We start from the raw sequence: 22,724 nt of genomic DNA on the forward strand, positions 1-22,724 counted from the left end.
GAGTCGTGCGACGTGCCCGGGCGGTCCCGTGGCCTGCCGCGGGCTCTCCCCGTGCCGGGAGACGGTTTCCGAACCGACCCGCGCACTAGGATTTCGTCCCGGTATGCGAATTCGGGGAGATCGGCAGCCCGCGGTGGCGCGGGGCATCGTCACCGTCGTGCTGGCCGGATTCGCGAGCATCTACGCCCTCGCCGGCTCACCCCTGGCGATCGTGGTGTTCGGGCTCCAGCTCGTCTATGTGTTCCCCGGCCTTCGCAGGTGGCGAGGGCGGGTCCTGCTCGCCGTACAGGCCGTGGCCGTCTACACGGCGACGTTCGGCTTCGGCACCTCCGTCGGGATCGTCGGCTTCCTCGGCGGGTCGCTGCTCCTCACCCCGTGGTGGCCGCTCGCCGTTCCGGTCGCGGCCGGCGCCGCGCTGTTCGGGCCCGTGGATTCGGCGATCAGCATGATGGCGATCAGCCTGGTGATCTACGGTCTGACCAGGCTCACCGAGCGGGTCGACGAGGTGCACGCCGCGCGGTTGGCCCTGGCGATGGCCGCGGTCGCCGAGGAGCGGTTGCGCATCTCCGCCGAGCTCAGCCGGGGCCTCGGCAACGGGCTCGCGGAGATCACCAAGGGGGTGCGGCTGGCGCTCGCCGACCCGGAGCTCGCTGCGCGCACGCTGGGCGAGGTCACCGACGCCGCGCGCGTCTTCCTCGCCGACGCCAGAACCGCCGCCGCGAGCTACCGTGCGACGTCGCTGAAGCCGGAACTCACCACCGCCCGCGTGATGCTGACCGCCGCGGGGGTGACGGCGGACGTGCGAGCGGGTGACGTCGAGCCGGCGGGCCCGGCGGGGGCGTTGCTCGCCACCGTGCTGCGCGAGGCGGTGACCGAGATCCTCAGGCGGGCCACGGCGCGCACGTGCGTGATCGAGGTCCTGTCCTCCGGGGGGACCGTACGGCTCCGGGTCGTCAGCGACGACGCCCGTACCGCTGAGGACGAGGGATTCGGCGACCTTCCCGACCGGATCGCCGCGGCGGGCGGCACCCTGTCCACGGGGCTCACGCCCGAGGGCCGGCTGGTCGTCGAGGCCGTGGTACCCGAGATCCGGCTGCCGGTGGAGGCCGCCGAGGAACGGGGAGCCTATGCGCTCACCGTCGCCCTGCTGGCCGCCGTCCTCGTCGGCTTCTCGGTCAAGGCGCTGCTCCTGATTCACGGCGCCGGACTCCTGCCCGCCGCCGTCTGCCTCACGGTCATCGTCGTCATGCAGCTCAGATCGGTCCAGGGGCGTCACATGGCGGCGCTGGCGCTGATGGCGCTGCTCACCTACCTCCCGATCCTCGCGTTCGGCCGCGCGTGGCTCGGCGTGGGCGGGTTCCTCGCCGGTCCGCTCCTGCTCGCCCTCCCGTGGGCGGCGGCCTGGCCGCTGGTCGCCTGCGTGACGGCGAGCGTCGCGGTGATCGCGGTACGGCTCGGCCTGCCGCCCGCGGCGACGCTCAACTACGCCGTGAGCACGCTGGTGACCGGGCTCGTCGTCTACGGGCTGATCCGGCTGGCCCGGCAGGTGAGGGAGCTGCAGATCGCACGGCAGGAGCTCGCTCGCGCCGCGGTCGTCGAGGAACGTCTGCGCGCCGCCCGCGACCTGCACGACCTCCTCGGGCACAACCTCGCCGCGATCCTGCTCAAATGTGAACTGGCCCGTCGCCTGGACCCGCCGCGCGCCCGAGCCGAGCTGGAGGACGTCCTGGTCATGGCGGAACGGGCCGAAGCCGACATGCGGGCGGTGTCAGGCGAGACGCAGGGGCTGTCCCTCGACGAGGAGGCCCGGTCGGCCCGCTCCGTGTTGTCCGCCGCGGGCATCGAGACAGAGCTCGACCTCGTGGCGGACGACCTGCCCGCCGAAGTGGAGTACGTGCTCGCCGTGGTGCTGCGGGAGGCGGTGACGAACGTGCTCAGGCACAGCGTCGCCGGCCGGTGCCGGATCTCGGCCGTGGCGGCGGACGGAGGGATCCGGCTTCGGGTCCGCAACGACGGGGCGCGCCCGGCCGCCCGCAGGCGGGGCTCGTCCGGCATCGGCAACCTGACCGTCCGCCTCGCGGCCCAGGGGGGAACGCTCACGGCCGGAGCGGACGACGGCTGGTTCGAGCTCGAAGCCTGGGCGCCCCTGTCGCCCTCGGATGTGACCGGTCCCGTGGCCGTGGGCGGGCGGGGCTAGATCCAGCCGGCCTCGGCCGCGATGCGGACCGCGTCGGTGCGGTTGCGGGCGTTGAGCTTGCCGACGATCGTCGTGAGGTAGTTGCGCACCGTCCCGGCGCTGAGGAACAGCCGCCCCGCGATCTCGGTCGCCTCCGCGCCCCCGGCCACCAGGCGGAGCACGTCCACCTCACGTGAGGTGAGCGGGTTGTCGGCCAGATCCCACGCGGTGAGAGCCAGTGACGGGTCGAGCACCCGCCGGCCCGCCGCCACCTCACGGATCGCCTCCACCAGGCGCTCGGGAGCCGCGGTCTTGAGCAGGAACCCGTCGACCTGTGCGCTGAGCGCCCTGCGCAGATGCCCCGGCTTGCCGTACCCGGTCAGCATGAGCACCCGGCAGCCGGGCAGCTTGGCGCGGAGCTCGGCCGCGGCGGCCAGGCCGTCGAGCGTGCCGGGCATGTCGATGTCGAGCACCGCGACGTCGGGACGGTGCACCAGGGCCGCGGGGACGACGGCGTCGCCTGATTCGACCGATTCCACGACCTCCAGGTCGGGTTCGAGACTGAGCAACGCGACCAGGGCGCCCCTGATGATGTGCTGATCCTCCGCCAGAAGCACATGAATCACAGAGGAATGTCTATCAGCGTCCGATTCATGATGACGTCATGGTGTACCGGTGATCACGTACCTGGATCGTCCTTCCACAGGTCAGCAGGGTGGAAGCCATGACAGACGTGGTGTCCTTGGACACGGTGAGCAAGGTGTACGGCAAGGGACAGGGTGCAGTCGCCGCCCTGAGAGAGGTGTCGGCGGGCTTCCCTGAAGGCAGCTTCACGGCGGTGATGGGGCCGTCCGGCTCGGGCAAGAGCACGCTCCTGCACTGCGCCGCCGGGCTCGACACGCCCACCTCCGGATCGGTACGGCTCGGCGGCACCGAGCTCGCGGGCATGAACGAGACGCGGCTGACCGAGCTGCGCAGGCGTCGCGTCGGATTCGTGTTTCAGGCGTTCAACCTGGTCTCGTCCCTGACCGTGGCCGAGAACATCACCCTTCCCCTGCGGCTGGCCGGGGCCGGGGTGGACCGGGCCTGGCTGGAGGAGGTCGTGAAGCGGGTGGGCCTCGGCGGCCGTACCGGTCACCGCCCGGCGCAGCTCTCGGGCGGGCAGCAGCAGCGCGTGGCGATCGCCAGAGCGCTGGTCACCCGGCCGGAGGTGGTGTTCGGCGACGAGCCGACCGGCGCGCTCGACACGATGACCGCCCGTGACGTGCTCGCGCTGCTGCGCGAGGTCGTCAGCGGCATGGGCCAGACGGTCGTCATGGTGACGCACGACCCGGTGGCGGCGTCGTACGCGGACACGGTCCTGTTCCTGGCCGACGGCCGGATCGTGGACGAGATGGCGGATCCGACCTCCGACAAGGTCGCCGAGCGGATGACCCGGCTGGGAGCGTGGAACTGATGATCAGGTTCGCCTTCAGGACCCTGCGGCACAGGAAGGCCGGGTTCGCGGGCTCGTTCGTCGCCCTGCTCTGCGCCGCCATGCTCGTATGCGCCAACGGGATGTTGCTGGAGACGGGATTGCGCGGCGGCGCCGCCCCCGAGCGCTACGCGGGCACACCGGTGATCGTGGCGGGCGACCAGTTCGTCCGGCAGACGATCCGCAAGTCCGCCGACAAGACGAAGACCAAGGCCAAGCCGCTGGCCGAGCACGCCTGGCTGCCCGCCTCGCTCGCCGCGCAGCTGGGCGAGGTCGCCGGCGTCGCCAAGGTGATCAGCGAGGTGACCTTCCCGGTGTACCTGGAGAAGGGGTCCGCGAGTGGGCACGGGTGGGAGTCGGCGGGGCTCACGCCGTTCACACTGCGCGAGGGGCGCGCCCCGGCGACCGACGACGAGGTCGTCGTCGACGCCCGTTCCGGCCTCGCCGTGGGCGCGCGGCTGGACGCGGTGACCGCCGCCGGCATGCGGACCTACCGGGTGACCGGCGTCACCGCGCAGTCCCTGCCCAGCCAGAGCACGCTCTTCTTCAGCACCGCCGAGGCGCGGCGCCTCGCCGGACGGCCCGGCCAGGTCAGCGCCATCGGCGTCTTCCCGCGAGGGGAGGTCTCCGCGGTGATGCCGAACGCGGCGGCCGTGCTCGAGACCGCCAGGGCCTTCGCCCACACCGGAGACGACCGAGGCGCCGTCGAGTTCCCCGACGCCGAGCAGGCGCGGGTGCGGCTGATCAGCCTCGGCGGAGCCCTGGGCGGCACGTCGCTGCTGGTCGCGGTCCTCGTCGTGGTGGGCACGTTCGCCCTGTCGATCCAGCAGCGCGAGAGGGAGATCGCCCTGCTTCGGGCTGTGGCGGCCACTCCGCGCCAGGTGCGCCGGATGCTCGGCGGAGAGGCCCTCCTCGTCGCCGCGGCCGCGGGGGCGGCCGGATCCGTCGCGGGCGTCGGGCTGGGTTTCTGGCTACGTGACAGATTTGTCGCGCTGGGCGCCATGCCCGAGCATCTGCGGCTCGTGGTCGGCCCGTTCCCTGCACTGGCGGCGCTGCTCGCCACCGTGCTCGCCGCGTGGGCGGCGGTCAGGCTCTCGGCCCGCCGGGCCGCCCGGATCCGGCCGGTGGAGGCGCTCGGTGAGGCGGCCTTGTCGGGGTCCCGGACGCCCTGGGGACGGACGGTCGCCGGTCTGGTCTGCGTGGGCGGCGGCGTGGCGCTGACCATCGTGTTGTCTGCCCTGTCGGTGGAGGCCGCGTCGAGTCCGGTGACCATGCTCACCGCGCTGGTCTGGACGACCGCCGTGGCGCTTCTCGGCCCGGTCGTCGCCCGTGCCGCGACAGCCCTGCTCGGGACGCCGTTGCGTGCGTCCAGGGCCGGCGGCCATCTGGCCGCGGCGAACCTCCGTACCGGGTCCAGGCGGCTGGCGTCCGTCATCGCGCCGCTCAGCCTGATGGTGGCGATGACCTGCACGATTTTGTTCGTCCAGACCACGATGGGGCACGCCGCCCAGCGGGAGGCCGCCGCGGGAGGCCGCGCCGACTACGTCCTCGGTCCCCACCTGCCCGGCACCGCCGCGCGGACCCTGCGTGAGACGCCCGGAGTCGAGGCGGTCACCGAGGTGCTGCGCACGTCGGTGCGGGTCGGCCTGGACAAGTACGGCGCGCAGGCGGTCACCCCTGAGGGGCTGGACCGGACCGTCGACCTGGGGGTGACGGCGGGTTCGCTCCGTGATCTCGGCAAGGACGGTGTCGCGGTGAGCGAGACCGCGGCCGCGCGCATCGGCGCCGAGGTCGGCGGGCGGGTCCGGCTCACCCTGGGCGACGGCACGCCCGCGGTGCTGACCGTCGTGGCGATCTACGCCCGCGGGCTGGGATACGGCGACCTCACGCTCTCCCACGCGCTGGTCGCCCCGCACGTGGACGACCCGCTCGGCACCCTGCTCGTCTCCGCTCCCACCCTCACGCGGGCCGCGATCACCGCGGTGGTTCCCGGGGCCGCCGTGCTCGACCGCGCCGAGGCGGTGGACGCGAGCGCGCCGAATGCCGCGGTGAACTACGTGGCCATGGGCCTGATCATCGCGTTCACCGCGATCGCCGTGGTCAACACCCTGGCGATGTCGACCTCGGACCGGTCGCGTGAGCTGGCGCTGCTCCGGCTGGTCGGCACCACCCGGCGCCAGGTGCTGAGGATGCTCAGGCTGGAGACCCTGACGGCGCTCGTCGTCGCCGTCGCCCTCGGGACCGGGATCTCGCTGGTCACGCTGTCGGCGTTCAGCTCGGGCATGACGGGGTCGGCGGTGCCGTACGTTCCACCGCTCGCCTATCTCGCGGTGGTCGCCGTCGCGGCCGTCCTGGCGCTGGCCGCCACCGCGATCCCGGCCAGGTTCGTCCTCCGGCAGCGGCCCGCGGACGTGATCGGCGTACGCCAGTGAAGTGCGGCGGTCGCCCGGTGAGGCATGTGAGAGCCGGCGGTCGGGCCGAAAAATGTTTTTGGAGTCGTTTGTAACACTTGGGGGTCTCGGACCACTTCCTCCTGTCGGATCAAACACCGGGACGAAGGGGGCAGGCGGTGACGGACGATTCTCACCGGTTCACCACCATGTATGACGAGTGCCGCCAGCGAGTATGGGCCTACGTGGTCAGCCAGGCGGGCCGGCAGGTCGCTGACGAGGTGGTGAGCGAGACGTTCGCGATCGCCTGGAGGCGATTCGACGACGTGCCCGACCCCGCGCTGCCGTGGCTGCTCGGCGTCGCCCGCAACGTGCTGCGCGACAACATCCGCGCCGAGATCAGGCGTGAGTCGCTCGCCGCCGAACTGCGGGCCTGGACCGAAGAGGACCACGCCGAGTGGGTGGCCGAGCGGTTGGCCGTCGTCAACGCGCTGGCCTCCCTGACCCAGGAGGAGCGAGAGCTCCTGATTCTCGTGGCCTGGCAGGGGCTCTCGCCCCGCGACGCCGCACGTGTCATCGGCTGTTCACCGGCGGCCTTCCGCGTACGCCTGCACCGCGCCCGCAAGCGGCTGGTCCAGGCGATGAAGACGGCCCCGGTGGCCCGTTCCCAGTCCCGAGTGCGCAATCTCAGTGAGGAGTGGTCATGAACCCGATGGAGCAGCTGCGGAAGGCGCGCCCGGCTCATCTCGACACCCCGGTGGACGAGAGCACCAGGGCCGGCGAACTGAACTACGCCATGGCGCAGTTCAGGCAGGCCAAGCCGGCCCGCGCCCGTAAGATCGCCAAGCCCGTGTGGGGTCTCGGCCTGGCCGGCGTCGCCGCGGCGACCGCCGTCGCGGTCGGGGTCACCGCGACCGGTGGCACGACCTCGGCGCCGAGCGCGCCGGCCGTCGCCCAGGGCGGCACGCAGGGTGGCACGCAGTCGCCCGCCGTCAAGCTCTCCGCGAAGCAGGTCCTCCTGGTCGCGGCCGAGTCGTCGCTGAAGGCCAAGGCGGGCACTGGTGCGTACTGGCACATCGAGAGCACGGGCGGCAACGCGACCACTGTGGGCACCAAGGTCCAGTACATGGTGAACAGCCTTGGCAAGAGCGAGACGTGGATCGCCCGTTCGCCGAAGGTCGACAGCTGGTGGGTCTCACAGAACCTGGGCACCAAGGCCGCCCCCGGCTCGGAGGCCGCCTGGAAGCAGGACGGCTCGCCGACCAAGTGGACGGTGAAGATGCCCAAGAATGGCGGCACCGCCAAGCTGCTGATCGACGCGAAGGGCGGCAAGCCCTTCGGCAACCCGATCAACGTCGGTGACAAGGTCGCCGACCTGGCCGGGAAGAACGTGTCGTTCGCCGAGCTCCAGAAGCTGCCCACGACCGCGGCCGCGCTGAAGGCACGCCTGCTGAAGGGGTACACCGGCAACAGCACCGAGGCCGACGTGCCACAGGAGAAGGACGCCTGGCTCTTCCAGGTGACCGCCGGCGTGCTGAGCGACATGCCCGTGAAGCCGGCCGTGCGCGCCGCGGCCTACGAGGTGCTCGCCGGGCTGGACGACGTCCGGTCCCTCGGCGAGGTGACCGACGCCCTCGGCCGCAAGGGTCAGGGCATCGGCAGGGCGGAGAGCTGGCCCAACGGTCAGTACGAGCGGCAGCTCATCATCGACCCGCAGACCGGCCTTCTGCTGACCGACCAGATCGTGGCCGTCAAGTCCGGCGGCCAGTGGGCCGGGGCGAAGCCTGGCACCGTCGTCAACTACAACGCGATCACCAAGGCTGAGTGGACTGACGAGAAGCCGGTCAAGCCGTAACAGCCAGGTGATCGCACTCCTCTGACAGGGGCCCCACCGGACGCCGGCGCCGGCGTCCGGTGGGGAGAGGAACGGGGGCACCGGGACTTCGAACGCGGTCCGGTCGGCGAATCAGAGCTCGCCCCTCTGAATCGCCGGTCCGGACCGCGTTCGAACCTTTTCCCGGGCAGGCAGGCCGCGCATGCCGAACAGGAACCGGGTCGGCCGCGTGCGCCGCACCAGCAGGTCGTACGCGATGACGGTCAGGACGAGCGAGGCTCCGACGATCGACAGGTACTTCACCGCGATCGGCGCGTCCCATTGGACGACGCCGTACGCGACGGCGACGACGATCGGCTGGTGCAGGATGTACAGCGGCAACACGGCGGCGGCCAGGTAGCCGTACAACCGCATCCCCGCACCCGGCCCGGAACCCGGCACGGTGTCAGGGCGGGCCTTACGCGCCGTCCGGCGGCGGTCGAGCAGGCCGAGGATGGCGACCAGGCAGCACCAGCCCGCCGCGCCGTACAGGACGCGGACGCCGAGCGCGGGCGCGGTCATGTCGGTGAAGGGGTCCGCGCCGGGGGTGCCGGCCACGATCAGGAAGCCCGGCATGCCGACCGCGAGCAGCACGAGGGCGCAGACCGACGCCGTGATCGCGTCGCGCCGCATCGCCGTACGGAACCTCTCGTCCGAGGCGAGCACGAAGCCGAACAGGAAGAACAGCAGGTACGCCCAGCGGCTCCAGCCGGCGAACGCCTCCTCCATGCCGTGCAGCGCGGTGATCAGCGCGATCGGAACGGCCGGGAGGAACACCACGGCGCCGCGGCGCCGGACCGCCGCGGCGAGGCTTTCGCGGATCCTGCGGCCGAGGTCGCGGGGGAGCCGGCTGACCAGTGCGGCCAGCACAAGCGCGTAGACCAGCAGCATCACCACGAACCACAGGTGCCCGGACTCGAAATGCTCGCCCTGCAGGATGAAGGGGAACGCGGACAGATCGAGGTGGACGTCCAGGAACCGTGGCAGGAACTCCAGGTAGGACTCGTGGTAGGCGGGATCGGTCCGCAGCCGGATCCAGGGAGCGATCGGAAGCAGCGTCAGAGTCGCGAAGACGAGGGGGACGCCGAGCCGGAGCAGCCGCTCGACGGCGAATCCGCCCGCGCCGCGCCTCCGCAGCGAATGCCACGACCCCAGCCCGGCGATGAGGAACAACATCGGCATCGCCCACACCACGGCGAAACCGGCCACGATCGTGGTGGCGTCGGTCGTCTCGGCGTTCTTCACGTAGAAGTCGTCGCGCGTGTCGAAGACCAGCCCCGAATGGAAGAACACCAGGCCGACCACGACCAGTGCGCGGATCGCGTCCAGCTCGGGCCGCCGCTCGGGCATGCCCGCCGGTGATGGATCGATGGGCGCTGCCGTCATGCCGCCTCCGCCGCCGTCCGTGACCCCAGTCTGTGGCCTCCCGGCTCCCGCGCCAAGGGGGTTTTCGATCAGCTTCCGGGAGAGAGAGCGGGGGCAGGTCTAGCCGGCGGTGAGGATCGCGCGGGCGGCGCGGGCGCGGACCTTGGTCAGTTCGCCCTCCACGACGGCCATCTCCTGCTCCGTCACGGTGACCGCCGCCGGCCGGGCCTCACGCGTCGCGACCAGTTGGGCCCGCAGATGCGTGGGCGGGTGAGTCGTGTCCACGGAGGTCATGTGCAGAGCCGACAGACGGAAGCGCCGCACCCGTTCGGTCTCCGGGATCGAGGCGATGTACTCCCGCAACTCCTGCCACAGTGCGAGGTCGTCCCCCTCTGTCGAGCCGGCGCGTCTGTTCCGGCGGGCGGCCGCCTGGCGCTGGAGCGACGTCTCCACGCTCTGCCCGAGCATCGTGGTGTCCAGCGCGGATCGGGCCGCCGCCGGCGAGGCGACGCGAGCGGAGAGCTCGTCCGCCTGGTACTCCGCGCGCTGGCCGTCACGCAGGGTGAAACGGTGCAGCAGCGACAGGGCCAATGCCGCGATCAGGTGGGGAACGATCAGCAGCACGGTGAAGACGACGTCGGCGATGGGGTTGGAAAGGAAGGATCCACGCGAGGCCGAACTGGGCCGGGTGAGTACGTACCACTGGGTCAGTGCCCCGGAAGCCGACCTGAGCCACAGACCGCGCCGGGCGTCGCCGTTGACGGCGTGACCGAACTCGTGCCCGAGCAGTGCGATGCGCGCCTGGGGAGTCAGCAACTCCCACAGGGCCAGGCCGATGGTGAGGACGCTGCGTCTGCGCAGTCCGGCCCGGCCGAAGGAGGCGTTGAACTCCGGAGTGACCCGGATCAGGTCGACGGGACGCACCCCGAGTTCCGCGGCGACCCGGTCCGCGAGCGCGTATAGGTGGGGTGCCTCGGTGCGGGTCAACGCCCATTCGTCACTCTCGAACCTGCCCAGGCGCGGCCGGACGAGATAGGCGACGGCGAGCCCGATCACACCCACGATGCGGGTCATGATCGTTCCGGTGATCAGCAGCCAGACGGAGCCCGCCACCAGTGCGACCGTGGTGAGATGGACCGCCCCGGCGAGGCCCATCGCCGCGAACCACGCCCCGCCGCGACCGGGCCGCATGCCCGTTCCGGCGGAGACGTCCGCGTACAGGCGCTCGACCACCGACCGATCGGCCGTACGTCGTGCCTCACGCCACCGGGCCCCGAGACCTCGCCGGGAACCGGCTGTGGATGAGGTCTCCGCCATGGGATCGACGTTCCAGTCGCAGGCGGCACACCAGGAGCTGAACCGCGGATCGGCGGCGAGGGGGGCCGAGCAGGAGGGGCACAGGCCGTCGGTCGGGACGGCAGGGGCCGGGATCATGGTGGAGATCATGCCGTACGCGGATGTCTCATCCGAATCAGCGCATGCCGACTACTCTCTCCGGTTCGATCACGAAGATCACCCGGACCTGGTCGCGGCCTCCGTACCAGGGGTAGGGCGTGCCGAGGTACTTCTTGGCGAGCGCGTCGATGTGCTCAGCCGCGCCGTCCGTGGTGACCTCGAGGACCCGGCCGCGTACCTGGACATAGCGTGAGGGGTCGTCGGGGTCGGAGACGGTCAGGGCGACTCGCGGGTCCCGCTCGATGTTCCGTGTCTTGACGTGAGTCTGCACGCTGTTGATGAGCACGTGCTCGCCGTCGGTGTCGACCCATGTCTGGGTCAGCTGCGGTGAACCGTCGGCCATCGATGTGGCGAGGTAGCAGATGCTCGGCCTGCGCAGCAGGTCCAGCAGTTCTTCGCTGAGTTTCACCGCACCGTTCTACGGCATGAGCCCTGCGGAGCGGTGATCGAGGTGGGGTGTGTCGCCCCACCGGCGGAGACACCGTCCGGTGGTAGCCGGATCGCCGGCCCGGGTTCCGTTGTCTCGCCGCTCGAACCGATGGCGACGTCCTGAGTCTTGGCAGGCCTGACGATTCACAGCGGCGGACGGGCGCAATCGCACGTCAGCGCTGACGGGTGCCTGGTCCGGCGTTCACGAAAGCGAGATGGGGCAGTTCGCGTTGGACGACGTCGATGTCGGGGACGAACTCGGTGCGGGTGAAGGGCGAGTGGGGCGCCGACGTCACTTCGTCGACGAATTGCGTTTCGTCCATCTCCAGAAGGCGCGCACGACTGCCCCCCTTCATTTGGAAATACCAGGGAAGGACCTTGTGGCGAAGCCATGAGGAACGACAGACGCGCTCGTTGTTGATCGGAAAGATCACCGGCCGTGTGAAGGTCTCCTTCACCATGCGGGCGATATCGAAGACGCCTGGATAGTCCTGCTCGATGTCGTACACGTGATGATGGGAGAGGAATCTTTGGACCAGTTCCTGGAACAGTGAGTTGAACCCCGCGCAGTACAGCTCGACGTCGGGGAACCGCGCATCGTGGAACTGCTCGGTGAGCGCGCGGCACTCGGACAGCAGGGGATCCTTTTTCAGCGCGTATCCCAGAAGGGCGTCGATGTCGTCCGGGATCAGCCGGGGGTGGACGTTGAGCCCGGTGACGGCGAACAGCAGGTCCTCGACGATTCCGGTGAGGGCGTCGGCGAAGAGGACGACCCGAGCTTCCGGGGAGAGAGACAAGAGATCTTTCCTGTGGATGCCCCCGAGATCGGAGATGTCCCGCCCCGGCAGGCCCAGACCTTCGAAGTAGTCTGCGACGTTCGCCGCCTGGTCGAAGCTGCCGCGTTCGATGTTGTGGGCGAAAGGCCACCGATTGAGATCATGCATCCACGCCAGGCCGATGATGCGGTCGAGGTCGACAGAATCCGAATCCGTCGCCAGTTGGCGCGCCAGAGACGTGACCCGTTGCACGTGCCAGAGGCGGGCGAACACCTTGACTCGCGGATCCTGCTCCTCGCCGAAAGTCGTCACGAAGCCTGTGATGTGGCGGAGCCGCAGAATACGGTGGCGGAGCTCGTCAGGCAGCGAGACGGGCGCATTGACCCCGTCAAGGTCGATCTTCATAAGTACCGGAATCCCTTCACCAGGGCCCTGGCCAGGCTTTCTGGGCGACGATTGAGTGAAAGATCACCTCTTGGAGACCCTTCGTGGCATGCAGGATCGTGTTGTAGTCGAACTCTGACACGTCGGCGCCCACGTGAAGATACCCCGTTTGCGGGTCGCGCGTAACGAGTTCATCTGACAGGCCAAGGAAGCTGCTAATGCGCGCACGCCAATGCGAACCATTCTGGTCTTCTGTTGTCGGTGCGCATCTCGACCGTTGTGTTCGGGGGCAAGAACAGGGAAGGCAGCGACTCGGGGACATCGCCGGTCTCCACGTGCCCAGATATTCCTTTATTCCGAGGTTGAGTGCGATGGCACATGATGTGTGCCGATACAAGGGATACTGAACGTTTCTACTTATCTTGGCCAACCGGCGCCATCCGGCGTGGTCGAACACCTCGTCTGAATTTCCCGCGGCCTTCATGCCGGATGGAATATGGGTGACGATGCGCGGATCGTCGACGGGAACGCCGGGGCCCAGCTTGGGCCCGACCACCACCGAGCAACTCATCCCCGACTCCTTGAGCCGGTTGACTGTCAGCTCTTCATCATGCACGCCGTTCGACAGTTCAGTGACGAATGGTCGCCAGAAGTGGATCGCCCTTTGATTCCGAGTTCCGGATATCATGCGCGCGTTCGCCAGCGTGGTCGCAAAGGACGCGACAGGGCCCGCTTCGAGAGGAATTCTCGCGTCTCTGGCGAATGATTGGCTGAAGAACCAGAGGATCGGCCATTCCAGGGCGTCGAGAGCCTCGACGAGATCCGATGGAACCGAAGATTTCGTGATGAGTATTACCGGGCGCATGGAGGGCAGAATCCCGACTATCTGCTCCAGGTATTCGACCGTAGCCTCACGGTTCCTGGGAGTCATCAGCATGTCGGTGTAGTTGCCCAAGCAGACCGGTGTTCCGTCGGTCGTGGGGTCGATCAACTCCGCGCGTCTGCCGAAGAGATAACCGAGCAGCGCCGATGCCGTTTCGGAGGGGGAGGCGCGCGGGCTCGGGCGGGTGTTGCGCAGGTCCAAAGGGCCGAGATAGCAGTATGCGCAGTTCGCGGGGCAGCCTATGACGGGATCAACGCTTATCCACGTGTCGTGCTCGGAGACGAGTGCGACCGAATGATTATTCATGTTCATTTCGGCTGCGATTCCACAAGTGGAGAAACGAATTCTTGAGCGCGTCGTAGTCCGCCGATCGTGTCAGCAGGCTCTCAAGATCGTCCGAGTTCCTCCAGTAGAATTCGAATGTCTCCTCCAGCAGCGTTTTCGCGTGGAGTCCGCTGATATCGAACTGGAGCTCGAACGAATCGAACAGCACCTGCTGCCTGCGATCCCTTCTCGCTCGGAAGTACGGCTCATAGAAGAGCCCGCCCTCCGACAGCAGTATGGTCGCCCCGAGCCCGAATCTGGCGAGGCGCAACTCTACGAGCGAATTGAACTCGCCGTGCAGCATCCGATAGCCGTCCAGGCTCTCCTCGGATTTCCGCTTCAGGTCCGAATGGATTCCGTACGCGTTACCCGGCCGGGCTTCGTAGCTCTCCGACATGCCGTAGTAGTCCGGTAGGGCGGGGTTGCTGATCACGACCTGGAGGCTCCCGCCGGCGGAGAGCACATCGCGTATCTCTGAGTTGAACATCCCTCGAGGAGAGAGATACGACTGGCCGGTTTCCGCCAGGAGGCGGACTGTGGACGCCTTCACCGCGGACTCCCGCAGAGCCGCCTTCTTCGCCTCGTTCCGCTTGGTGTTCACAGGGCGCTCCGAGCCGCGCGTGGGCACGTATGCCGCCCGGCAGTGCAGGGCGGCGGCCAGCGTCTGGGGTGCCGTGGATATCCAGGAAGAGGTCAGCTCGTTCTGGCTCAGATGCTGCCTCAGGGCACAGATCGTGTACACGAGAGAGGCGGTGTCCACACCGGCGTCCTTGGCCGTGGAGTTCGCCACCCAACGGGTCCGCCTCAGGCACTCGGCGAGGAGAAACCATCGGTACATGGTCGGCGCACCGTGTTTCGTCATGGCGGGGAACTCCTGATAGACCACCTGCCGCCACATGTTCATGCATCGCAGTTGCCGGTTGTCGTCGGCGTGGACGGGCCCCGCGGCCAACTCGTCTCGAAGGAGATAGCCGACGGCCAGGGCGAGTTGACTTCGGTCCAGATCGCCGTTGTCGTCCGCCGTGCCGGTCGTGCGGAACAAGAGATCGATCTCGAATCGAGCCAGATCTTCGAATACGTGACCTTCCTTGGCGTTGCCGAAGTCGATGAGATGAACCTCGGCGTGGACGGAGTCGATGAGGAAGTTCGCGAATCGTGCGTCTCCGTGCAGGAAGCGACGGTCCGGGACCGGCGCGACCCGGATGTTCTCCGTTGTCGACTCCCACCATGCCCGGAATCCGACCAGATCTGGAAGATCGGGGCAGAAGGCGGCCGCCGTGTTGAGGGTTGCCTGAATGCCCTGGTCCCAGGCCAGATAGGGAAGGTATTCCACCAGGGGTTGCGCCATCCCCGGCTTTTCCTCTGATCTCTTCTCCACCAGTATGCGAGCCACTGTGCGAAGGCATTCTCTGATGGTCGGTTCAGGTGGGGCCTGGTCGCGATTCTCGTTCCATACGTACGTTCGAAGGAACTGCTCGAAATCGCTGTAGTGTTCGATTTCCTCGAACGATCGGCCGCCGATATAGCTGTAGGCGATGCAGGACCATCGATCTGTACGGTTGTCCAGTTCGATCTCGATGGGGCCGTGAACGCCGTTGATTTCGGGAGCAGGCGGAGAAGGGGCCGTGCCGGCGAAACTGAGACGGTGGGCGTGCTCCGCCTCGATCTCTTCCGCCGGCCCGGCTTTCATGACGATCGGATCCAGCTTCCCGAACCAGATGAGGGCGACGAGTGAGCCGCTGTATCCCCCGGCGAGGATGCGGATCAACGGGATTCCCACCAGATCCTTGGGGATGCGTTCCAGCAGTATGTCAGTGAGTCGTCGGATGTCCCCCTGGGAGACCTCGGAATGGCGACCTATGATTTTCAACCATTCCTCCCGAACAAATAACCCGATTTAGGTCATCCGAAAATGAAAGGCCGGAACATGAACAGTGTAAGCCGCCGGGTAATGCCGAGTCATCGCAGATAATGATATGTCAGCTATTGTGTTAAACGCTATATTTGCCCGCTTTGGCAGCGGGTGTTTCAACGGGAATCGCGTCATCGGAAGTGGGAACATCGAGGGCCGGGATCGGCGGCTGGTCGTCGCCCACGGTCCGTGCTGCCGGTGGTTTTCGCCCACCTGAGGGCGACGAGCTCCGCATCCACTCCTCCAGCGCTAGAACGCCTCATCGCCCGCGGCCGGTGCGTCGAGGATCGGGATGAGCTGCTCCTCCTCGTAGGTCAGGTGCCGTTCGAGCTCGTCGATGAGCCGTTCGACCTGCGGGAGCACCGCGATGGGATCCGCTTCATCGGAGGAGACGACCTCCTGCAACTCGCCGACCAGGGCCGCGATCTTCTCGTGTTCCCCGCGCAGCCGGTCGAGGACCGGGGCCAGCTCCGGACGGGCCTTCTCGAAGGCCGGGAACATGCCGCCGTCCTCATGGGTGTGATGCTGATGCAGTCCGTGGCAGACGGTCAGGCAGTTCACCCGGAGCTGCGCGCCGAGACCTGGACCCGATTCCGCGATCTCCGTGCGGACCAGGGCGAGCTCCCGCCGGAACGCGTTGTGGATCATCTTCAGGGCGGCGCCCAAGGACGCCGCTCGTGGCGGCCCTCCGGTGACCGCGCGCAGGGCGACCACGGGGATCAACCGTGACGTCTTGGCCTGGTAGTCCGCCCACCCGGGGTCGGCCTCCGCGGCGCGGGCGAAGGCGCGGTCCCGCTCGTCGCCCTCCAGTTCGGCGGCCTCCGCCTCGTATGTGAAGGCTCCGTCCTCGACCTGGACGCGGGGATTCGCGACCAGGTTGCGGAACCAGTCCGGATGCTCTGGGCCGCCGCCGGCCGAGGCGATGATCAGCACCCGTTCGCCGCCGTCCGGAAGGTAGCCCACCGGGACCGTGTGCGGAGCGCCCGATCGCGCTCCGGTCGTGGTCAGCAGGAGCAGTCGGGCTCCTTCGAAAGGACCGCCGACCCGCCCTTCGTTGGCGCGGAACTCCTCGATGATCTGTCGGTTGAAATCGTTCGGCACTGTTTCTTCCTACTCCAGAGATATGGGGACGCGCGATTCGCGGCATGGCGAAGAATCGTTCGACATGCCGGACGGAATTCAGAGGAGATGGCCGTGACCCTGTTTCGAGAATGGCGGAAGAACACGGCTTTCCCGGCCGGGTCATGAACGGGAGATCGGCACTGACCAGCGGAGACGAGCACGTGGAAACGTCACACTGAATGTGGGGATGCGGCGGGCGGAAAAATTCGGCGGGCCTCGCGCCCGCCCGGCCTTCACGCCTCGGCCGGGTGCCCCACTCGCTCTTGGCCCATGGCCGACCCGGCAGTCACGGTCATCACCGTAATGCCATCGAGGTGATTGAGGCAATCCGCGGTTCCCCGATCCGGATGGCATTCGCCCATGCGATTGCGTCGCCGATGAGGTCCGGCCTCGGAGAAGGCTTACGAATGCTCCGGCGGGTAGGTTGCCGTGGTGACTCTCTTATGGGAACAAGTGGTGATCGACTCGGCCGATCCGGTACGGCTCGGGCAGTGGTGGACCGAGGCGCTCGGCTGGACCGTCGTCAACGACGCCGAGGAGGAGTTCGAGATCCGGATGGCTCCCGACATCCTGCCCGGCATCATCTTCGTCCCCGTCGGCGACGAGAAGAAGGCGAAGAGCCGGCTCCACATCGACTTCCGTCCGGACGACCAGGAGGCCGAGGTGAGCCGCCTCCTGGCGCTCGGCGCCACCCACGCCGACGTGGGTCAGGGCGCCTCGTCCTGGGTGGTGCTCGCCGATCCGGAAGGCAACGAGTTCTGCGTGCTCGCCTCCAGGAAGTGACGACCCCGAGGAGGGGCTGCGCGCCGTCAACCGTCCCGCCCCTCCTCCGGCGAGGTGATCAGGAAGGCCGGAGGTGAGCCGCGCCAGGCCGGGACCTCGAGACCGTTGAGCGCCTCGACGATCCGTTTCTCCTCGTAGACGAAATGCGACTCCAGGAGTGCGGACAGGCCGTCCAGTTCGGCTCGCACGCGTTCGGCGCCGGCGGGATCGCCCGCGTCGGCGTCGCCGGCCAGTTCCTCCAGTCTGCGCAGGATGCCGGCCACCATCTGATGGTCGTGCCGCAGTTCGTCGAGGACGGGCCGCAGGTCTGGAAACCGCTCTGCGAGGAGGGAGAACGCTCCCTCGTCCTCGCCCTCGTGGTGCCGGCTCAGTGCCGAGCAGAAGGTCAGGCAGTGAGCCCGCAGCTCCCGAGGCCGTTCGGTACGGCCTTCGCGGCGGGAGTCGACGTCCTCGCGAAGCCGGGCGAGCTCCTCACGAAGCCAGAGGTGCACGCCGACCAGCTGATTGCCGAACGCTTTGACGCGGTCGTCCGGCTCGATGGGTGTCTCGATGGGTGTCTCCATGGGCTTCCCATGGTCCGGCGCCTCCATGCCCTCGGCGGTCTCTTCACCGGGTGCACCGCGACGCTGGCGAGAACCTCATCACCCGTCCTACCGGGCCGTCAAGCCGGCCGGGCTCGCTTCCGGCGCGGACCACTGACGCGAGGACGGCGGCCCGCCGAGGGGCGGGCCGCGGTGACGGCGACCGTCGTCAGGAACGGCCCGGAGACAACTCCTCGATGCCGTCGAGCAGGCGGTCGACGTCCGACCGGTCGTTGTAGTGGACGAGCCCGGCACGTACGGCGGAGCCCGAGTCGCGGATGCCGAGCGCCCGGGTCAGCTCCCACGCGTAGCAGTGGCCGTCCCACACGTTGACCTTGCGCGCCGCCAGGTGTTCGGCCACCTGCCGCGGCGTGTGCCCGGCCACGGTGAAGTAGGCGGTGGCCGTACGGCGGGCGGGCGATCCGACGAGGTTCACGTGAGGCAGGGACGACAGCCCCTTGAGCAGGTGGGCGAACTCGGCCTGCTCGTGGGCCTCGACCGCCGCCATCGAGGTGAGCAGCCGCCGGCGCCGGTCGCCCGTCGCGTCGGGGTCCAGGCCGGCGAGGTGGTCGACGGCGGCGGCGACTCCGGCCAGGTCCGCGAACGGCGCCGTTCCCGTCTCGAACCGGTCGGGCACCTCGTCCGGTGAGGAGGCGAGCTTGTCGGGCGACAGCCGCTCCAGCAGCTCAGGACGTGCGACGACGGTTCCGATGTGCGGCCCCGACCACTTGTACGCGCTGGTCGCGTAGAAGTCCGCGCCGAGCTCGACCATGTCGATCGGGGTGTGCGGGGTGGCGTGGACGCCGTCGACGTAGGCCAGGGCGCCCACCGCGTGCGCCCGGTCGGTGATGCGCCGGACGTCCGGCCTGGTCCCGAGCACGTTGCTCGCCGCCGTCACGGCCACCAGCCGCGTGCGCTCGTTCACGAGCTCGTCGTACTGGTCGGCGGGCAGTTCCCCGTTCGGCACCTCGACCGACGCCCAGCGGACCCGCGCGCCGGCCTGGGCCGCCGCCTGCACCCACGGGCGGACGTTCGCGTCGTGATCGAGCTGAGAGACCACGATCTCGTCGTCCGGTCCCCAGCCCTTCGCCAGGGCGTAGGCGAACCGGTAGGTGAGTGTGGTCATGTTCGGGCCGAAGACCACGCCCCCGGGGTCGCCGCCCACGAGGTCGGCGACGGCCTGACGAGCCTCGGAGACGATCTGGTCGGACCTGGCGCTGGCGGGAAACGCCCCGTGCGTGTTGCCGATGCCGCGGACGTACGCGCCGCTGACGGCGTCGATGACCGGCTGGGGCACCTGGGTGCCCGCCGCCGCGTCCAACCAGGCATATCCGTCAGAAAGGGCGGGGTAGAGAGCACGAATGCGTGAAATGTCGAGGCTCATGGCTACTGAGTTTCGCGCCCCACCCCCGCTGAGGGGAAGGCGGCCAGGCGTCAACGAGGCATTTGCACCTGTTAGTCTCCCGGACGTGAATGGACGAGCAGTGCTGGTCACCGGGGCGTCGCGAGGCATCGGACGGGCGGTCGCGACGGCGTTCGCAGCCGCCGGCGATCGGGTCGCCATCCACCATCGGTCCTCTCCTGATCTCGCGGAGGACCTGCGCGCCGGGCTGCCGGGCGAGGGCCACGTGGTCGTCCAGGCCGACGTCGCCGACCCCGCCGCCGTCCGCCGCATGGTCGACGAGGCCGCCGGCGCGCTGGGCGGGCTCGACGTCGTGGTCAACAACGCGGGCGTCTTCCTCGCCCACCCCGTGACCGAGGTCTCCTACGAGGAGTGGCAGGCCGCCTGGCACGACACCCTCGCCACCAACCTCCTCGGTGCGGCCAACGTCGCCTGGTGCGCCGTACGGCACATGTCCCGGGGCGGCAGGATCGTCAACGTCTCCTCGCGCGGCGCCTTCCGCGGTGAGCCCGACAGCCCCGCCTACGGCGCGAGCAAGGCCGGCATGAACGCCATGGGCCAGTCGCTCGCGATCGCGCTGGCTCCGCACGGCATCACCGTGGGAACCGTGGCGCCCGGCTTCGTCGAGACCGACATGACCAACGAGCACCTCAAGGCGCCTCGCGGCGACGCCATCCGGGCGCAGAGCCCGTTCGGGCGCGTGGCGATGCCCGAGGAGATCGCCGCCGCCGTCGTGTACCTGGCCTCACCCGCGGCCGAGTGGGCCAGCGGCACCATCATCGACCTCAACGGCGCGTCCTACCTGCGCAGCTAGAACCGGGCGCCTCCTCCTGAAATCCCGGGAGGACGGCCGCGGCCCGGAGATCTATGGTCGAGGTCATGGATCCGCTGAACGCGGTCGCCGCCGTGGTCGGAGTGGTGGCACTCGGCGTGGGAATCTGGCAGCTCCGTGTCGCGATCATGGATCGGCGGGACGCTCGTTCCGCCGCCGTTCCCCGGAGCGACCCGGAGCCGACGGGGACGGTGACGAGCGGGTCCCTTCCCGTCGTGGCGCCTCTTGGCCGCCTTCCCGTCGAGGTCGTGGGGCGTGACGACCTTCTCGCGGAGTTGCGGCGCGCTCTGGGGCGCAGAAGGGGCGGACCCCCTGGCGTGTGGGTGCTCGCCGGAATGGGCGGTGTGGGCAAGTCGACGATCGCGTTGTGGCTGGCGGCCGAGGCACGCAGGCTGGGCCGGCCGGTGTGGTGGGTGAACGCCGCGGACTCCCTGTCACTGCGGGGCGGGAGTCTCGAGATCCTTCGGCAGCTCGGAGCACCCGAGTGGGTCGCGCGGGAGGTACGAGACGCCGCTCCCACCGCCGCCGACCGATTCTGGACGTTCCTCGATGGTCCGTCGACGGTGCGGCGAGGGCTGCTGATCTTCGACAACGCGGACGCGCCGGAGCTGCTTTCCGCTGATGGCGTGTCCACTCCCGCGGACGGCACGGGATGGATCCGTCCGAGCAGGCGCGTCCTCACCGTTGTGACGACGCGCAACGGTGAGCCGGGTATGTGGGGCAACGCCGTCCACCTGAGACCTTTGAAGGTCCTCGACGACGTCGCCGCGGCGTCCGTGCTACGTGCGCTTGCACCGCAGGTAGCGGACTCCGACGGGAGCGGGGCCAGGGCCCTGGCGCGGCGACTCGGCGCATTGCCTCTCGCGCTGCATCTGGCGGGCACCTACCTTGCCTCCCCCTTCGCTCGCTGGCGTGACTTCGACGACTACAGGCAGGCGCTGGACGGCGGCGAGGGGCCGGAGGCGATCGCCGAGTTGGACTCCGTCCGCACGGAGGCACGGGCGACGGTCTCCCGGACCTGGGAGTTGTCCCTGGACGCGCTTGCGGGCCAGGGGCTCGTGGAGGCCCGCGGACTGCTCTACGTGCTGTCCTGCTTCGCCCCCTCGACCGCCATCCCGACATCGATCATGCGGACGACGGTCGGAGAAGAGAGCAGACGGACCGTGCCCGCCCTTCGTGGTCTGGCCGAGGTCGGCCTGCTCGACGTCGGCGGTTCGTCGTCGGCGGCACAGTCCGAGGTCACCGTACATCCCGTGGTCGCCGACACCTGCAGGGCGCGGTTGCTCGCGCCCCCTGACCCAGATGGTCCGGACGGAGCTTCGATCATGGCGGCCCCGGTGCGGCTCCTGCGGGTCGCAGCGGAGGAACTCGACAAGGAGCAGCCGGAGGACTGGCCGTCCTGGGAACGGCTGATCCCGCACGTAGCGGCTCTGGTGACCTGGATCGCCCGGCACCTTGACACCGCCGATCTCTCCGCGCTGCTCACTGTCGGCCGCGAGGCATTGACGTCGTTGTGGCTGAACGGGGGACGGGCGGCGTACGACAGGGAGGCGCTGGCGCGCGCCAACCTGAGGGCGGCCGGGCGGTTGGGGGACGATCATCCCGACAGGCTCGCCGCCCTGAATGATCTGGCCGGGGCGCTCGACGGCCGGGGGCGGCACCGCGAGGCCGAAGACCTCTTTGGCTCGGTGCTCACCGGAAGGCGTCGGGTGCTCGGGGACGAAAACGTCGAAACGCTCCTCACCAGGGATCATCTGGTGGGCGCCATCCTGGCCCAGGGTCGCTTCGGCGAAGCCGAGCAGATGTACCGCGACCTCATCACGGACATGGGACGGACGCTGGGCGCCGAACATCGGGAGACGCTGACGACCAGCGTGGACCTCGCCTGGTCGATCGGCATGCAGGGGCGTGCGGAAGAGGCCGCGGAGATCTGCCGGCGGGTCCTCGACGCCGGGCGACGAGTGATCGGGGCCGAACATCCGAGGACGCTCGACGCGTGGGCGGATCTCGCCCGGTGGACCGGTGAACGGGGCGAGCATGAGCAATCAGAGGAGATGTGTCGTGAGCTGCTGGAAGTGGAGCGACGCGTTCTGGGTGCACGGCATCCGCTGACCATGTCCACCGAAACGACACTGGCGCGGGCGCTCGCCGGGCAGGGAAGGTTCGGCGAATCGGAGAAGTTGCTGCGTGACCTCCTGGCGGAAATGGAACAGATCATCGGGGCGGGGGACGCTCGTGCGATCACGGCCCGGTCCCACCTCGCCGACGGTCTGGCCGCTCAGGGACGCACGGACGAGGCGAAGCGGATCTACCAGCACGTTCTGGAACTCCAGCAATTGTGGATGGGGGATGAGCACCCGGAAACAGTGAGAACGCGCCAAGTGCTGGCAGCGATGGCCGTCGTCAGGTGATCTCGCACCCCGGGACGGGCGGATCGGCCGGGCGCGCGGCGAACCCGGCCGACACACCTGTTCATGGCACGACGACCTGCGACTTCAGGCGATGGGGAGGGGAATACTCGCGGGGAGCGGTCGCCCACCTCATCCGGCGGCCACGGACGGAT

The 22,724-nt window shown here is 69.0% G+C and carries 18 protein-coding genes; 8 read left to right on the forward strand and 10 right to left on the reverse strand.

Annotation, left to right across the window (positions count from 1 at the left end):
• Nucleotides 1-103 precede the first annotated feature (103 nt).
• Nucleotides 104-2,197 (forward strand): sensor histidine kinase, encoded by a 2,094-nt coding sequence (locus Pka01_RS30835; RefSeq protein ID WP_203886450.1) that lies wholly within the window; start codon nucleotides 104-106, stop codon nucleotides 2,195-2,197.
• Here Pka01_RS30835 and Pka01_RS30840 read toward each other — a convergent pair.
• Nucleotides 2,194-2,802 carry a response regulator transcription factor gene (locus Pka01_RS30840; RefSeq protein WP_203886451.1) on the reverse strand — a complete coding sequence of 203 codons (609 nt, stop codon included), beginning with the start codon at nucleotides 2,800-2,802 and terminating at the stop codon, nucleotides 2,194-2,196. The genes Pka01_RS30835 and Pka01_RS30840 overlap by 4 nt on opposite strands.
• A gap of 98 nt (nucleotides 2,803-2,900) precedes the next feature.
• Here Pka01_RS30840 and Pka01_RS30845 point away from each other — a divergent pair, with 98 nt between their 5' ends.
• From Pka01_RS30845 to Pka01_RS30860, 4 genes are all read left to right on the forward strand, one after another.
• The gene (locus Pka01_RS30845) at nucleotides 2,901-3,632 is read left to right on the forward strand and encodes an ABC transporter ATP-binding protein (RefSeq protein ID WP_203886452.1); all 732 of its coding nucleotides are present in this window, start codon (nucleotides 2,901-2,903) and stop codon (nucleotides 3,630-3,632) included.
• Nucleotides 3,632-6,082 carry an FtsX-like permease family protein gene (locus tag Pka01_RS30850; RefSeq protein WP_203886453.1) on the forward strand — a complete coding sequence of 817 codons (2,451 nt, stop codon included), beginning with the start codon at nucleotides 3,632-3,634 and terminating at the stop codon, nucleotides 6,080-6,082. Before Pka01_RS30845 ends, Pka01_RS30850 begins: the two co-directional genes overlap by 1 nt.
• Nucleotides 6,083-6,219: 137 nt before the next feature.
• Nucleotides 6,220-6,747 (forward strand): RNA polymerase sigma factor, encoded by a 528-nt coding sequence (locus Pka01_RS30855; protein ID WP_239115599.1) that lies wholly within the window; start codon nucleotides 6,220-6,222, stop codon nucleotides 6,745-6,747.
• A complete protein-coding gene (locus tag Pka01_RS30860; protein ID WP_203886454.1) occupies nucleotides 6,744-7,895 on the forward strand; it encodes a CU044_5270 family protein in 1,152 nt (383 codons plus the stop codon). The genes Pka01_RS30855 and Pka01_RS30860 overlap by 4 nt, the downstream gene beginning before the upstream one ends.
• 111 nt (nucleotides 7,896-8,006) lie before the next feature.
• Here the strand turns inward: Pka01_RS30860 and Pka01_RS30865 are convergent, their stop codons facing one another.
• The 7 genes from Pka01_RS30865 to Pka01_RS30895 form a co-directional block, all read right to left on the reverse strand.
• The gene (locus Pka01_RS30865; protein ID WP_239115601.1) at nucleotides 8,007-9,299 is read right to left on the reverse strand and encodes an acyltransferase family protein; all 1,293 of its coding nucleotides are present in this window, start codon (nucleotides 9,297-9,299) and stop codon (nucleotides 8,007-8,009) included.
• Between the two features lie 99 nt (nucleotides 9,300-9,398).
• Nucleotides 9,399-10,712 (reverse strand): M48 family metallopeptidase, encoded by a 1,314-nt coding sequence (locus tag Pka01_RS30870; RefSeq protein WP_203886455.1) that lies wholly within the window; start codon nucleotides 10,710-10,712, stop codon nucleotides 9,399-9,401.
• 37 nt (nucleotides 10,713-10,749) lie between these two features.
• The gene (locus tag Pka01_RS30875; protein ID WP_203886456.1) at nucleotides 10,750-11,142 is read right to left on the reverse strand and encodes a PPOX class F420-dependent oxidoreductase; all 393 of its coding nucleotides are present in this window, start codon (nucleotides 11,140-11,142) and stop codon (nucleotides 10,750-10,752) included.
• A gap of 193 nt (nucleotides 11,143-11,335) precedes the next feature.
• Nucleotides 11,336-12,343: an HD domain-containing protein gene (locus Pka01_RS30880; protein WP_203886457.1), complete on the reverse strand. Its 1,008-nt coding sequence runs from the start codon at nucleotides 12,341-12,343 to the stop codon at nucleotides 11,336-11,338.
• Nucleotides 12,344-12,359: 16 nt separating this feature from the next.
• Nucleotides 12,360-13,406: a hypothetical protein gene (locus Pka01_RS30885; protein WP_203886458.1), complete on the reverse strand. Its 1,047-nt coding sequence runs from the start codon at nucleotides 13,404-13,406 to the stop codon at nucleotides 12,360-12,362.
• A gap of 97 nt (nucleotides 13,407-13,503) precedes the next feature.
• Nucleotides 13,504-15,399 (reverse strand): aminoglycoside phosphotransferase family protein, encoded by a 1,896-nt coding sequence (locus tag Pka01_RS30890; protein WP_203886459.1) that lies wholly within the window; start codon nucleotides 15,397-15,399, stop codon nucleotides 13,504-13,506.
• A gap of 291 nt (nucleotides 15,400-15,690) precedes the next feature.
• On the reverse strand, nucleotides 15,691-16,542 hold the full coding sequence (locus tag Pka01_RS30895) for a nitroreductase/quinone reductase family protein (RefSeq protein ID WP_203886460.1): 852 nt from the start codon (nucleotides 16,540-16,542) through the stop codon (nucleotides 15,691-15,693).
• A gap of 453 nt (nucleotides 16,543-16,995) precedes the next feature.
• Between Pka01_RS30895 and Pka01_RS30900 the strand changes: the two genes are divergently transcribed.
• Entirely contained in the window at nucleotides 16,996-17,346 is a 351-nt protein-coding gene (locus Pka01_RS30900) for a VOC family protein (protein WP_203886461.1), read from the forward strand.
• A gap of 26 nt (nucleotides 17,347-17,372) precedes the next feature.
• Here Pka01_RS30900 and Pka01_RS30905 read toward each other — a convergent pair whose 3' ends face one another.
• Entirely contained in the window at nucleotides 17,373-17,909 is a 537-nt protein-coding gene (locus Pka01_RS30905) for a hemerythrin domain-containing protein (RefSeq protein ID WP_203886462.1), read from the reverse strand.
• 187 nt (nucleotides 17,910-18,096) lie between these two features.
• A complete protein-coding gene (locus Pka01_RS30910) occupies nucleotides 18,097-19,311 on the reverse strand; it encodes a cysteine desulfurase-like protein (RefSeq protein ID WP_203886463.1) in 1,215 nt (404 codons plus the stop codon).
• Between the two features lie 85 nt (nucleotides 19,312-19,396).
• Between Pka01_RS30910 and Pka01_RS30915 the strand changes: the two genes are divergently transcribed.
• Both Pka01_RS30915 and Pka01_RS30920 read left to right on the forward strand, forming a co-directional pair.
• Nucleotides 19,397-20,143 carry an SDR family NAD(P)-dependent oxidoreductase gene (locus Pka01_RS30915; RefSeq protein WP_239115603.1) on the forward strand — a complete coding sequence of 249 codons (747 nt, stop codon included), beginning with the start codon at nucleotides 19,397-19,399 and terminating at the stop codon, nucleotides 20,141-20,143.
• 65 nt (nucleotides 20,144-20,208) lie between these two features.
• Nucleotides 20,209-22,572 carry a tetratricopeptide repeat protein gene (locus Pka01_RS30920; protein ID WP_203886465.1) on the forward strand — a complete coding sequence of 788 codons (2,364 nt, stop codon included), beginning with the start codon at nucleotides 20,209-20,211 and terminating at the stop codon, nucleotides 22,570-22,572.
• The last annotated feature ends 152 nt before the right edge of the window (nucleotides 22,573-22,724 follow it).

The sequence above is a fragment of the Planotetraspora kaengkrachanensis genome, from assembly GCF_016862895.1.
In the GTDB taxonomy this organism is placed as follows: domain Bacteria; phylum Actinomycetota; class Actinomycetes; order Streptosporangiales; family Streptosporangiaceae; genus Planotetraspora; species Planotetraspora kaengkrachanensis.